13 protein-coding genes are annotated in these 13,551 nt (G+C 62.7%); 1 reads left to right on the plus strand and 12 read right to left on the minus strand.

Translation table 11 applies throughout. The annotated features are described in order from the left end of the window. The first annotated feature begins 442 nt into the window (after window positions 1–442). Complete coding sequence (locus A6A03_RS15595; protein ID WP_066790130.1) at window positions 443–1,843, plus strand: Mur ligase family protein; 1,401 nt, start codon at window positions 443–445, stop codon at window positions 1,841–1,843. Between the two features lie 282 nt (window positions 1,844–2,125). Here the strand turns inward: A6A03_RS15595 and A6A03_RS15600 are convergent, their stop codons facing one another. From A6A03_RS15600 to A6A03_RS20740, 12 genes are all read right to left on the minus strand, one after another. Further along, entirely contained in the window at window positions 2,126–3,898 is a 1,773-nt protein-coding gene (locus A6A03_RS15600) for a peptide ABC transporter substrate-binding protein (protein WP_066790131.1), read from the minus strand. A 576-nt stretch (window positions 3,899–4,474) separates the two neighbouring features. Further along, a complete protein-coding gene (locus A6A03_RS15605; RefSeq protein ID WP_066790132.1) occupies window positions 4,475–5,446 on the minus strand; it encodes a P1 family peptidase in 972 nt (323 codons plus the stop codon). Continuing rightward, a complete protein-coding gene (locus tag A6A03_RS15610; protein WP_066790133.1) occupies window positions 5,443–5,955 on the minus strand; it encodes a zinc ribbon domain-containing protein in 513 nt (170 codons plus the stop codon). The genes A6A03_RS15605 and A6A03_RS15610 overlap by 4 nt, the downstream gene beginning before the upstream one ends. A 3-nt stretch (window positions 5,956–5,958) precedes the next feature. Next, a complete protein-coding gene (locus tag A6A03_RS15615) occupies window positions 5,959–6,285 on the minus strand; it encodes a cyclic-di-AMP receptor (protein ID WP_015941657.1) in 327 nt (108 codons plus the stop codon). 19 nt (window positions 6,286–6,304) lie between these two features. Further along, on the minus strand, window positions 6,305–6,997 hold the full coding sequence (tmk, locus tag A6A03_RS15620) for a dTMP kinase (RefSeq protein WP_066790135.1): 693 nt from the start codon (window positions 6,995–6,997) through the stop codon (window positions 6,305–6,307). 119 nt (window positions 6,998–7,116) lie between these two features. Next, window positions 7,117–8,736, minus strand: coding sequence for a R3H domain-containing nucleic acid-binding protein (locus A6A03_RS15625; protein ID WP_066790137.1), 1,620 nt, complete (start codon window positions 8,734–8,736; stop codon window positions 7,117–7,119). Between the two features lie 6 nt (window positions 8,737–8,742). Beyond that, on the minus strand, window positions 8,743–9,738 hold the full coding sequence (locus A6A03_RS15630; protein WP_066790139.1) for a hypothetical protein: 996 nt from the start codon (window positions 9,736–9,738) through the stop codon (window positions 8,743–8,745). Then, a complete protein-coding gene (gene pdxT / locus A6A03_RS15635) occupies window positions 9,735–10,307 on the minus strand; it encodes a pyridoxal 5'-phosphate synthase glutaminase subunit PdxT (RefSeq protein ID WP_066790142.1) in 573 nt (190 codons plus the stop codon). Before pdxT ends, A6A03_RS15630 begins: the two co-directional genes overlap by 4 nt. Window positions 10,308–10,348: 41 nt before the next feature. After that, window positions 10,349–11,230: a pyridoxal 5'-phosphate synthase lyase subunit PdxS gene (gene pdxS / locus A6A03_RS15640; protein ID WP_066790144.1), complete on the minus strand. Its 882-nt coding sequence runs from the start codon at window positions 11,228–11,230 to the stop codon at window positions 10,349–10,351. A 315-nt stretch (window positions 11,231–11,545) separates the two neighbouring features. Next, window positions 11,546–12,748 (minus strand): 3-deoxy-7-phosphoheptulonate synthase, encoded by a 1,203-nt coding sequence (gene aroF, locus A6A03_RS15645; RefSeq protein WP_245669020.1) that lies wholly within the window; start codon window positions 12,746–12,748, stop codon window positions 11,546–11,548. Beyond that, window positions 12,745–13,164, minus strand: a complete 420-nt coding sequence (gene aroH, locus A6A03_RS15650) for a chorismate mutase (RefSeq protein ID WP_066790148.1) — start codon at window positions 13,162–13,164, stop codon at window positions 12,745–12,747. Before aroH ends, aroF begins: the two co-directional genes overlap by 4 nt. 87 nt (window positions 13,165–13,251) lie before the next feature. Further along, on the minus strand, window positions 13,252–13,551 hold a 300-nt coding region (locus A6A03_RS20740; protein ID WP_216636356.1), incomplete at its 5' end, for a hypothetical protein.

Consider the following 13,551-nt stretch of genomic DNA (forward strand, 5'->3'; position numbering starts at 1 on the left):
GCGCTGTAAAGCCGGACGGCTGTCCGGCTCCGCAGAGAACGCAAAGCGGTTAACGCAAAGACGCGAAGAACGCAGAGTTCGCAGAGGTTTTGGTGGGATGTTGCCCCCATCCAAGCCCTCCCCCTCTGGGGGAGGGAGTCTGCCTCCTGCTCCCCAGCGGGATTGATGGTCAGGAAGAACATCTGGCCGGTTACGACTGCTGATCGCTGTGCAATGCCTCAACACCCGGCTTTGCGCTCCCCTCTCCCGCGCCAGTGGGAGAGGGGTTGGGGGTGAGGGCTATCAGCCCGCGTAGTGGGCTTCGTAACTATAGCCCGGCCCTTCAGGGCCGGGTTCCGGATCAGACACCAGCGGAGAGAGGCCGGGAGGAAGGCAATAGCAGGAAAGATGCGCAGCCAACAAACGACATTCATCAATCGTTGATCCAGTCCATACCAAACCTATGAACCAACTCCGCACCACTGCCGCCATCACCTTAGCCCGCGCCGCCGGCACGCTCTCGCGCCGCCTGCGGCTCGGCGGCGGCACCACGTTGCCCGGCCAAGTCGCCCGTTCGCTTGACCCGGCTATCTTGACCACGATCTGCGCCGCTCTGCCCGCCGGTGTGATCCTCGTCGCTGGCACCAACGGCAAAACCACCACCAGCCGCATGCTCGCGGCCATCCTTGAGCAGACCGGCGAACCGCTCTTGCACAATCGCGCCGGCGCCAATCTACTGCCCGGCCTAACCACCGTCGCGATTGCCGGCACCGATTGGCGTGGCCGTCCCCGCGCCCGCCGCGCCCTGTTCGAGACCGACGAGGCAGCCTTGCCGCAAGCAATTGCCGAGACCCGGCCCCGCCTCGTTGTGTTGCTCAATCTATTTCGCGACCAACTCGACCGTTACGGCGAGATCGACACCATTGCCGGACATTGGCGCAAAGCCTTGCAAACATTGCCGGCCACGAGCACCGTGGTCTTCAACGCCGACGATCCGGCAATTGCTGCGATTGCCCGCAACCTGACCGCCCGCACCTTCGCGTTTGGGTTGGAAGATAGCCGCCACGCCGCCGCCGCCGCCACTCACATCGCCGATTCGCAATTCTGCCACGCCTGCGGCCACCGCTACGAATACCGGCATCTCTTCTATGCCCACATCGGCCATTACGCCTGCCCGCAGTGCGGCCAGCGCCGGCCCGATCCGCAGGTGGCGTTAACGGTGTTAGAACCGCAGGGGTTAGACGGCAGCGAACTGCAAATCGACCACCCTGCCGGCAGTTTGAGCATTCGTCTGCCGTTGCCCGGCCTCTACAACGCGCAGAATGCGCTGGCCGCCACCGCCGCCGCCTTGGCGCTCGGCGTTGCGCCGGCCACAATCAGCGCCGCCCTCGCTGCCTTCCGCGCCGCCTTTGGCCGCATCGAGCGGATCAACGCCGGCCCCGGCGGCCCGCCGATGCTGATTGCGCTGATTAAAAATCCGGTGGGAGCGTCAGAGACGGTGCGCATGTTGACCACGGCGACGACCAAACCGTTGCATGTGCTGATCGCGATCAATGACCGCTTCGCCGATGGCACCGACGTGTCGTGGCTGTGGGATGCCGATTTCGAGCCGTTGGCCGGAAAGGTGGCCCGCGTCACGGTCAGCGGCACTCGCGCCGCCGATATGGCGCTGCGGCTCGACTATGCTGGCGTCGCCGCCGAGACCATGACCGTGATCGACGATCTGCCGGCAGCGCTCGATGCGGCGTTGGCGGCGTTGCCCGCCGGCGAAACCCTCGCCATTCTACCGACCTACACCGCGATGCTTGACCTGCGCGCCGAGATTGCCCGCCGCGGGTGGGCCAAGCCGTTCTGGGAATCTTGAAGACGCAAAGCGAGCAAAGGCGCAGAGGGTTTAAACGCAAAGACGCAGAGATCGCAGAGAACGCAAAGGGCATTGGATGGGGGCTGCCGAGGGCGGTAAGAACCACAACAACAAACCCTCTGCGCCTTCGCGTCTTGGCGTGTAACGCCCTGCGTTCCTCTGCGCCTTCGCGCCTTGGCGTGTAATCCTCTGCGTTCCTCTGCGCCTTCGCGCCTTGGCGTGTAATCCTCTGCGTTCCTCTGCGCCTTCGCGCCTTGGCATGTAATCCTCTGCGCCTTGGCGTTACTCGCCCTCGCGCCACTCACTGATATTCCACGTAAACGGCGCTGTAGGGTTCAGTCGCCAACCCGTCAACCCCTGCCGGGCCACCAGCGCATCAATCCGCTGGAAGAGCGGCAACGCCGGCAACTCTTGGGTAAACAGTTGCTGTTGCCGGAGGTAGGCATTCTTCTGCTCTTCGGGATCGAGCGAGGTGGTCGCCGTATTAATCGCCTCGTTCGCCTCGAAGAAACACCAACCAGCAAAATTATTCCCCGTCCAATTGTTGGCTTCACTCGGCACCCCCGCGCAACTCCACAACTCCCAACCACGCGGGTGCGGCCCAGCCACCCAGCCAAACAAGGCCAATTGGAAGGTGCGCTGGTAGAGCGGGCCATCAGTGCTGTACAATTCGCTCGACGGCAATTGCGCCACCTCAACCTGCACGCCAATCTGCTCTAGATCAGACGCTATCTGCCGCGCGACTGCTTCGCGCAACGGCGAATTGGCGCTGGTTACTAACGACAGCAGGACTGGCAAGCCATCGTGCTCGCGCCAGCCATCGCCATCGGTATCGATCAAGTTCGCTTCATCGAGCAAGCGGCGCGCCTCGTCGAGGTTATACGGGTAGCGGGTGATCTGATCGAGCGGCGGGTAGCCAAGCTGGCCCGGCAATACCCAACTCTCTAAGACATTGCTCTTGCCCCCCAACAACTGCTCGACAATCTGTGGACGGTTAATCGCGTACGCAATCGCTCGCCGCACGCGAATATCCTGCAACAACGGCACATCAAGATTAAAGTCGAGATGTTCCCAGATCGTGTTGGGGGAGGTGGCAAGCTGAAATTCCCCCTGTGCGGCGCTCTGTACAAGTTGAGAGAGTAAATCCGGCACCGGCTGTTCGATGAAGGCCAGATCAATCCCGCCGCCGCGCACGAGTTCCACCAATTGCTGCGGATCTTTGCGAAACGCGACAATAATCCGCTCAAACGGCACCGCCGGCCCCGCATAATGCGGATTGCGCACCAACTCAAGCGAGCCGCCATCGAAGGCGCTGACCATGTACGGCCCATAACTCACCGGTTTGCGGACGAATTCACTTTGCATGATCCGTTGCGGATCCATATCCGCCAGCACATGGCGCGGCAACGGCGTCCAAAAACTGGTCAGATACGAGGGATCAGTCACATCGGGCCGCAACACCGCCCGCGTCGTGTGCTCATCGATCTGCTCGTAGCGTTCGATCATCGCCAAGCGGCTGTTTGCCGCTTGACCGAGATCGATCTGTTGGGCCAGTTCGTAGGCGAACACCGAGTCCGCCGCCGTCACCGGCGTGCCGTCCGACCAGCGCAAGGCCGGATTCCAGCGGAAGATGACGCTCACCTGCGTCACTTCATCGGTCGTCTCGGTCGGAGTTTCGCTGATCTGCCCCAACGCATCGCGGAAGACGGTGACAGTTGACGTGACCACATCGCCATTGGCAAAATCCGGCGCCCGCGTTAACACCCCAGTCGTTTGCCACGTGAAATCAACCGGCAACAGCGGCGCGGGAAAGAGTAATTCAGCTAATGCGCCGGTGATGCGTTCGTCAGCGGGGGTGCTGTGGTAGGGGAACAGATCGGGCGGCTCATTCACCAACCCGATGCGCAACACCTGTTCGCGCACCGTGGTAGGGGTCGTTTCGACAAGAGACATCACTGCTGGGGCAGTTGGCGCCGGTTCATTCACCCGCACTTCACAGCCAGCAACGAGCACAAACGCAAACAGGGCCGTTAGCAAGAATATGAAACGCTTCATGGCGAGTACTTTATGGTTGATTGATAAGCCAGTAATGTGCCGTAACAGGCAAGGCCTCAGCGGGTTCCTCCCGCTCCTCGCTTGTCATTGCGAGGGAGCGGCGGCCCCGCGCGGCTGGAGGCCGATCCCCCGCAGCACTCTCCCGCTCCCCGCTTGTCATTGCGAGGGAGCGGCGGCCCCCGAAGCAATCTCCCGCTTGAGCGCCCGTCATGCCTCAGCGCACGCATCCCGCTCCCCTCTTGTCATTGCGAGGGCGCGCAGCGCCCGAAGCAATCTCCCGCTTCAGCGCGCGCTATGCCGCAGCGGGTTCCTCCCGCTCCCCTCTTGTCATTGCGAGGGTGCGCAGCCCCCGAAGCAATCTCCCGCTTCAGCGCAGGTGCTGCCTCAAAGCTGCTGCTCCCGCTGAAGGAGGAGATTGCTTCGCCTCGCGGCGGGCAGAGCGCGGCTCTGCCCCGACCGCTCGGCTCGCAATGACAAGCGGCGTTGTATGGAGTGCGGCAGTTTCACTGCCGCACTCCATAGAATAGCGCCAGCCTATGATCCAAACGCGCGTACCTTGCGCTTTTACATGCGATGTCACGGCGTCGCTACATCGCGCGCGGCCGGAATACCGGCCACGGCGGTGGCCATCTGCACGGCGCGCACGATCGCGGTGGCCAGTACATCGGCTGCCACTGCGCCGAGCGTCACTAACGGCGGCGCGTCGTAGATGCCGGTGGCCAGCGCGAACACGGTATCACCATCGAACGGCGAGTGGGCCGGGCGAATCGCGCGGGCCAAGCCGTCTTGGGCCATGATGGCCAGCCGGGTTGCGGCGGCTTTGTCGAGGCGGGCATCGGTGGCGACCACGGCGATCGTTGTATTCTGGCCAGTAGCATCGGCAAACGACTGGCGAGCCACGCCACTGCGCAAGAGCGCACCGGTGCCGATCAACGACTGGCCGGGGCCGCGCGCGCCGGCGACAATCCGGCCTTGCTCGTCAACCACATCGCCGAAGGCGTTGACCACTACCAACGCCCCTACCGTCACCCCATTCGCCAGCGTCTCGCTCCACGTGCCGACGCCGCCGCGCATCGCGGTGGCCATGCCACCCACTTTGCCGACCGTCGCGCCGATCCCGGCCCCAACACTGCCCTCGGCCACACTGGCCTCGGCGGCTATGCAGGCTGCGTACCCCATCGTCGCATCGGGCCATACATCGGCCCGGCCCACACCTAAATCGAAGATCACCGCCGCCGGCACAATCGGCACTTTGGTGAGACCCACATCGAAGCCATAGCCACGCTCGTGCAGCCACGACACGACCCCAGTGGCGGCAGCCAAGCCAAACGCGCTGCCGCCGGTCAAGACCACCGCATTGACCTGCTGCACCAGATTCACCGGATCGAGCAGATCGGTCTCGCGGGTGCCGGGAGCGCCGCCGCGCACATCCACGCCAGCAACTGCACCATCTGGCGTCAGCACGACCGTCACCCCGGTCAGCGCCTCAGCATCGGCGGCGTGGCCGACGACAACCCCTTGCACATCGGTAATTGCGGGAACCTTCATTGCCGGCTAACCTCTACCGGCGGCGCGATCGGGTACGCATCCGCGCGCACCGTCGGCGCGCTGCCGGCGTGGGAATGGCCACAGTACGGGCAAATCCGCCACGTCAGATCGATCACCTTCTGGCACGAGTCACAGCGCCGGCGCAACTGGGTATGGCAGTGCGGGCACAGGATGAAATCGGGTTCGATGGGACGCTGGCATTCGGGGCAGACGAATTGCTCTTCGAGATCGCGGCGCAGGAACTCTTCTTCCAAGGTGCGCTCGTATTTCTCGGCCAACGTTTGCGGCGGGCGCAAGATCAGATGCAGCGGAATGCCGAGGAAGGGCAGCAGCAACACGATACCGACTGCCAGCACCTGCACCGAGATATCTTCGGTGCGGCGGCGAATATCACGGTAAGCCCACAACACCGACGCTGCCCAGAGCAACACCGCATACGCGCCCAAAAAGATTGCGCCAAGGCGCACCAGCGGCAGAATATTCGCCAAAAATTCTTGTATTGCTTCCATACGTTACAACTTGCGCGTCTGCGCGCGCAAGACAAACACCGTCGCCCCGCCTACCTGCACCTCTAACGGCGCCGGCGGGTAAAACTCACCCGACTCGGCGATCGGCGGCATCGGCGAGACGTAGCGCGTGCGCGTCGAACAATGTTCGCGAATGATGTTAATCACCGGATTGACCTGCTGATCCTCAACGCTCAGCAGCAAGGTCACGTTGCCTTCGCGCAAAAACCCGCCTTGGCTACTCAGGCGCGTCACCCGGTAGCCATGCTCGGTCAGCGCTTCGACGAGATTCGTCGCGTCTTGGGACTGGACGACAGCCAGAATTAGGCGCATGCTCTTCACCCTAACGATGTCAATCCGCGCTTCCTTGCGCGGCAATCGGCGTAATCCGGGCCAAGCGCGGCGTCACCGCTTGCCAGATCTGTTCGGCCAACACGTCAAGCGGCTGGTCGGCATCGAGCGCATACCAGCGTTCCGGCTCTTGGGCCATCAGCTCGGCAAACCCTTGGGCCACCCGCTGATGGTAGGCAAGATCGCGCGCATCGAGCCGGTTCCATTCCACCGGCTGGCCACTGTTGGCTTCTGGCCGCTCGCGCCCGGCGCGCTTGCGCTGCAAACCAACTTCCACGTCGATCCGCAGATAGAAGGTCAAATCCGGCTTCAGCCCGCCGGTTGCCACTGCCGTAATCGCGCGCAGCTCATCGAGATCGCGGCCAAGGCCGTACCCCTGATACGCAAACGTCGAATCGGCATAGCGGTCACAAATCACAATCCCGCCGGTAGCGAGATAGGGCCGGATCAACTCGCTGACCAATTGCGCGCGCGCCGCCGAAAACAACAAGGTCTCAGTGGTAGGCGCCATTTCGGTATGGCGCAGATCAACCAAAATCCGGCGGATCAACTCGCCGATCCGCGTCCCGCCCGGTTCGCGGGTGAGAATCACCGGATAGCCCGCCGCTTGCAGGCGTTCATAGAGACGGCGAGCTTGCGTGCTCTTGCCGGCCCCCTCTGGCCCTTCAAATGTAATAAACAGACCTTGATGCATGACAGCGTCACCAGCAATCTCGGTTTACCCTTCGTTAAGGATAGCCGATCTTTGCCAATCTGTCGATGAGCCATCGTGTATGGTAGCGGCATTGCGATGCAATGCCGCTACCGATCCCGCTACCGGAAGATCTTCACCCGCCGGTTCGGATCGTCGCCGCGGCTCTCTGAGCGCAAATTGTAGCGGTCGGCCATCTGATGTTGCAAGCGCCGAATGTAACTGCTGCGCGGGGTCAATTCTACCGCATTGCGCTCGCCGCTGATCACTTGGGTAATTGCCTGCTCGGTCTCCAGCAACGCCTCTTCGATCGTCGAATCGCCGCGCGGCGGTTCGGGTTCCTCGTCCACCACCTCGCGCAACTGGAAGACCTGCGCCAGTTGCCGTTCCATCTGGGTAATCGTGTTGTTGCGCAGCACGTAGACCGGCACGCCCTGCTCTTCGGCCTGCCGCAGTTGTTGCGAGCTTTGCCGGTAGTAGTTCTTGAGCGTCATGACCAACGTGGCGTCTTTCATATCGCGCACAATCACCGCCGGCACCCGCAGCCGTTCGATCGCGTTCTGCAACCGGTTCCGGCTGACGCCAAACGGGAAGATGCGCTGCGGCGGCACCGTGGTCGCTGCCGCGGCATTGCCGTTGCGGTCGCGCAAGCGCGGGCCGCTCGCCCCCATCTGCGCCTGATCACGCCCGCCGCGCCCCCGCCGCCCGCCAAACGCCGGCGCATCGATCGGCGCGCGCCGCACTGGTTCGCGCCGCACCGTCCCGTTCGGCTCGCGGAAGCGTTGCTCGCACGGCGGCTCTTCGCCGCGCAAGATTGCATCAACCGCCGCTGCCACATCGGGGTAGACGGTCACGCTATCCCACGACTGAATCTCAACCAAAATGCTGAAGGTCGGCGGCGCTTTCCGTTCCAGCACCGTCTTTTGGGTGCCGCGCCGGCGCGCCTCTTCATCACCCAACGTCACCGCTTGGATCCCGCCCACCAGATCAGAGAGAGTCGGGTTGACCATCAGGTTATCGAGGGTATTGCCGTGGGCCGTGCCCACCAACTGCACGCCGCGCTCGGCGATGGTGCGCGCCGCCGCTGCTTCCAGCTCGGTGCCGATTTCGTCAATCACAATCACTTCGGGCATGTGATTCTCGACCGCCTCAATCATCACATTGTGCTGTTCGGCGGGACGCGGCACCTGCATCCGGCGCGCCCGCCCGATGCCGGGGTGGGGAATATCGCCATCGCCGGCAATCTCATTCGAGGTATCAACAATCACCACCCGCTTGCGCAACTCGTCACCCAGCACCCGCGCCGTCTCGCGCAAGAGCGTCGTCTTGCCAGTGCCCGGCTTGCCCAGCAACAGAATGCTTTGCCCAGTTTCCACCAGATCGCGAATAATATCAACCGTGCCATACACGGCACGACCCACGCGACAGGTCAGCCCAATCACCACGCCGCGGCGGTTGCGAATGCCGGAAATGCGGTGGAGGGTGCGGGGAATGCCAGCGCGGTTGTCCTCGCCAAACTCGCCGATGCGCGCGATCACGTAATTGATATCTTCGGCGGTCACTTCCCGATCGCTTAAGAACAACTCATGACCACGATAGCGCGCTTCCGGCAACCGGCCGAGATCCATCACGATTTCGAGCAGATTATCCTGATCGTTGGCTTTCTGAATCGCCTCCCGGATCGCCGGCGGCAGTGTCGCTAACAAAAGTTGAATATCGTTGGTCGTATCGGTCACAGCCATAACCGCTTAGCGCTCCTCCCGCACTGTTGGGGGCCATGCATACCGGCGCACCGACACCCGCGGCTCAAGCCCCACTTCCAACGAGGGGGCCAGCACCGTGCGGCGAATCGGCACCACCGTATGCTTAACGAGTAAGATTTGCTCACCTACCGGTTGAAAACCCAACCGCATCGCCGGTTCAAACAACTCTTGCTGGTACTCGCGCAAGATGAGATAGACCGGCCGGCTATCACTGAGCTGGGCCAGCCCGAACCGCAAAATATCCACCACCTGTTCGCGCGCATCAGGCCGGATCAGCAACGAAAAGACGTGACCGCTCGGCCCGCTGAGCAAGCGCAAGTAAGCCGCCAGATCATCATCCGGCCCTAGCACCCACGCCTGCCGGCGCACGAGCGAATACGGCTGGTAGAGCGTCCAATGGCGCGCATTGCGCACTTCCGCCTGTTGCACGAGATGCGGCGCTACGGTGCCATACAGCTTGTGGATCGCCCAATGGTCGCGCCGCGATTGCGCCCGCATCGGCGCCAGCCGGGTGCCCTGATCCCAATCCGGCCCCGACAGGTGCAAAATCTGGCGATGGGTATAGGCTTGAAAGCCGACTTGGCGAAAGATTTCGCGCAACTCGTTGTGTTGGCTCGGCAAGGCCGCATAGAGGCGCTGCACCGAATGCTGCGCCGCATCAGCGCAGAGCCGGTGCAACAGGTGAAACCAGAGTTCGTAATCGCTGGGAGTCTGCTCGCTGCGCGTGCCGTTGGTCGCTAGATAGATCACATCTTGTTCGGGCCGGCCCAGCCGGCCCATCGCCTGCGCCAACGCAAACCCGCCCCGTTCGGCCAGCACCAGCGTCATCCGCTCGCGATGGTTGCCGGCCAGCATGCTCTGCAACGCAAACCAAAGCGGCCGGTGGCTATACGCCAACAGTCGTTCGGTGTAGAGCACCTGTTGGTAGCGAGGTTTCCGCCGGAGCGACCAGAGATCGCCCGGCGTCACGGTTCGTATCATAATTCCAGAAAGAGCCGGTGAACCCGATCATCACCGGTCAACTCAGGATGGAACGTGGTCGCCAGTAAACGACCTTGGCGGGCAGCTACCACGCTGCCGTCCTCTAACCAACCAACCGCCTCGCACCCTTGACCGAGCGCCACGATGCGCGGTGCGCGGATAAAGACGCCGGGGAGCGGCGCTTCGCCGATGATCGGCATCGTGATCGGCGCCTCAAAGCTGTCGAGCTGGCTGCCGTAGGCATTGCGCTGAATGGTGAGATTCATTGCGCCAATCGCCGGTTGGCCGCCCTGCTTTTGGCCAACCACCTCGTTGGCCAGCAAGATAGCGCCAGCGCAGGTGCCCCAAATCGCTAAATCGCGACCGGCCCGCTCGCGGATCGGTTCCAACATCTGGTACATCACCAACAGCCGCCCGATCGTCGTGCTTTCGCCGCCGGGAATGATCAGCCGCTCGACGCGGGCAAGCTGGCGCGGCAAGCGCACCTCGACCGGCTCGACGCCGATCCGGCGCAAGACCGCGCAGTGTTCACGAAAATCGCCCTGCAGGGCTAACACGCCAACTGTCATACGGTTCTGTGCGCGGGCGGGAACGCCCCGCCCGCCTCCTGCTACCACCCGCGCCGCGCCATCAACTGCTCGGCGGGAATCTGATCGATGTTGATCCCAACCATGGCCTCGCCAAGGCCCTTGCTCACCTCGGCGATGATCTCCGGATCGTTGTAGTGCGTGGTCGCTTCGACAATCGCCCGCGCCCGCTTGACCGGATCGCCGCTCTTGAAGATGCCCGAACCGACGAAGATGCCATCAACCCCCAACTGCATCAGCAGGGCCGCGTCAGCCGGCGTGGCAATGCCGCCCGCCGCGAAGTTGACTACCGGCAGCTTGCCTTCGGCGGCCACCTGCTTGACCAGCTCGTAGGGCGCCTGAATCTGCTTAGCGTAGGTAAACAGCTCGTCTTCGTTCATCGACTGCAAGCGGCGGATTTCGCTGTACACCGCGCGGGCATGGCGCACCGCCTCGACCACGTTGCCGGTGCCCGCCTCGCCCTTGGTGCGCAGCATCGCCGCGCCTTCGGCCACCCGGCGCAGCGCCTCGCCCAGATTGCGGCAGCCGCACACAAACGGCACCCGGAACTTGTGCTTGTTGATGTGATGCTCTTCGTCAGCCGGCGTCAGCACTTCGCTCTCGTCAATATAATCGACGCCGATCGCCTCCAACACTTGCGCCTCGACGAAGTGACCGATCCGCGCTTTCGCCATCACGGGAATGGTGACGGCCTGCTTGATCGCCAGAATCAGCTCCGGATCGCTCATGCGGGCGACGCCACCCTGCGCGCGAATGTCAGCCGGCACTCGTTCGAGCGCCATCACTGCCACCGCGCCGGCTTCTTCGGCGATACGCGCTTGCTCAGGGGTGACCACATCCATAATCACGCCACCCTTCAGCATCTGCGCCAGCCCCACCTTCGTCGTCCACGTCGATTTTTCCATACTGCCTCGCTCAAGGTATGAAAGGTATGAATCGGTGACGTTTCCTGATCTCGTCAAATCATTGTACCACGCTGTGACATGGCGGGCAATGCGTCGCATGGCGGAGACGCACGGCTATCGCTGTCTGCCGGCTGGAGACGCACGGCCGTGCGTCTCTACGTATTGCCATCGCTGCCCGCCGGCTGGAGACGCACGACCGTGCGTCTCTACGTATTGCCATCGCTGCCCGCCGGCTGGAGACGCACGACCGTGCGTCTCTACAAATTGCCTGCCGTCACCGCACTGCTGTCACCGCCACCCGGTTGGGCCTCGCAATCACCAATTGCTCCCAACCACCTTGGCTACCGCGCGCAGTTTTGGCATCAGGTTCATGAAATTCTCGTGATTGAGCGATTGGCCGCCATCCGATTTGGCCCGATCGGGGTCGGGATGCACTTCGATGATCACGCCATCGGCCCCCGACGCGATGGCGGCCAGCGTTAACGGCGGCACCAGATACCATTTGCCGGTGCCGTGGCTAGGATCGACGATCACCGGCAGGTGCGAGCGTTTCTTGACCACCGCGACCGCGTTGAGATCGAGCGTGTTGCGGGTGGCGGTCTCGAAGGTGCGGATGCCGCGTTCGCAGAGGATGATGTTGGGGTTGCCCTGCGCGATGATGTATTCCGCCGAGAGCAGCCACTCTTCGATCGTCGCCGACAAGCCGCGCTTGAGCAGCACCGGCATGCCGCTGCGCCCGGCCTCTTCCAGCAATTGGTAGTTTTGCATGTTGCGCGCGCCGATCTGCAACACGTCGGCGTATTTCGCCACCAGTTCGACATCAGCCGGCGTCATCACTTCGGTGACGATTGGCAGGCCGGTCTCGGCGCGGGCTTGGGCCAGCAACTGCAAGCCATACTCACCCAAACCGCGGAAGCTGTACGGCGAGGAGCGCGGCTTGAACGCGCCGCCGCGCAACATGTTGGCGCCGGCTTCGCGCACCGCCCGCGCCGTGGCCATAATCTGCTCTTCGCTCTCGACCGAGCAGGGGCCGGCGATGATCGCCAGATGGCCGCCGCCGACCTTCACATCTCCCACCTGCACGATGGTATCGTGCGGCTTGACTTCCCGCGACACCAGTTTGTAGGGCTGCGTGATCCGCACCGTCTCTTTCACGCCATCGAAATGCTCTAACTCTTCGCGCAGCGTCGGCGGGATGGCTGCTCCCACCACTGCCACCACCGTCCGTTCCTCGCCGACAGTTAAATGGCCGCGCAAGTTATGCTCGCGCAGCCGGGCCAACACCGCTTCGATTTGGCTCTGGGTCGAGCCGGTCTCCATCACGACAATCATGGAACGATCCTCCTCAGTGGTACAGGAATCTGGCGCGACCACGGGCGTATGCCCGGCGTCACAAGGGGAAGAGCATGCGGTCGTATCAGCGGGCGACGCTGCTGGCAGGCGTTGGAGGCTCAGCAGCTCGGTCACCTCAGGCGCGGCGCACCGTTGCACCGGCTCGATCACCTGCCGGCGGCTCATGGCCGTTCCTCCGGCGGCAGTGGCGTCGCCACCCGGAAGGCGCTCATCAGTGCGGCCCGTTCGGGGCGCAAGCCGCGCGCTTCGCGGATGTAGACGTGGACAATTTCATCGGCGCGTTTGGTGGTGTTCCAGTGGATCAAGACGCGAATGCAGCGCGGCAAGCTGCCCGGCACGGCCATTTCGTGGCCGCAGAGCAAGGCGGTGTCGATCCATCCGATCGCCCGCGCCGCCACCGCGGGGAATTCGGCGTTGAGGTCGGGGGTGGTAGTGAAAATGGCGCTGGCGATGTCTTCTGGTTCGATGCCATTGGCTTCGATCAACAACGTGAGCAATTCGTGGGTCGCTTCCAAAATCGCTTCACGTGTGTTTTCGGCACAGGTGGTCGCTCCTCGTACTCCGCGACAACGAACGTTCATTGCCTCTCCTCCGCGGCAATAACAGAGGGGGCGCGAGGTTTGTTCGCCTCGCGCCCCCTTGTGCTTGCTCTGTGCTTGCGTGCGTCTTCAGGAAATGCGAAGCGACCAGTCCAATTGTGGGCTGGTAAAGTAAAAGAAGTAGGTATAAAAGCGCACGTTGAGCATAAAAACGCTTACCTTACTCTTTTCCCGCTTCGACAGGGGAAATATACCATGGTCGCGGCAGTTCGTCAAGCAGGCTGTCGAGGGGCTGTGGCCCCCACCCCCCATGATCTGGGAATAGCCACGAAGAGACACAAAATACACAAAATTTTGTGTCTCTTGTGTCTTTTTGTGGCTATGCTTGATCCATACCACCATAGCTTTGGGAATGGCCACAAAGAGACG

This window comes from Chloroflexus islandicus (assembly GCF_001650695.1).
Lineage (GTDB): Bacteria > Chloroflexota > Chloroflexia > Chloroflexales > Chloroflexaceae > Chloroflexus > Chloroflexus islandicus.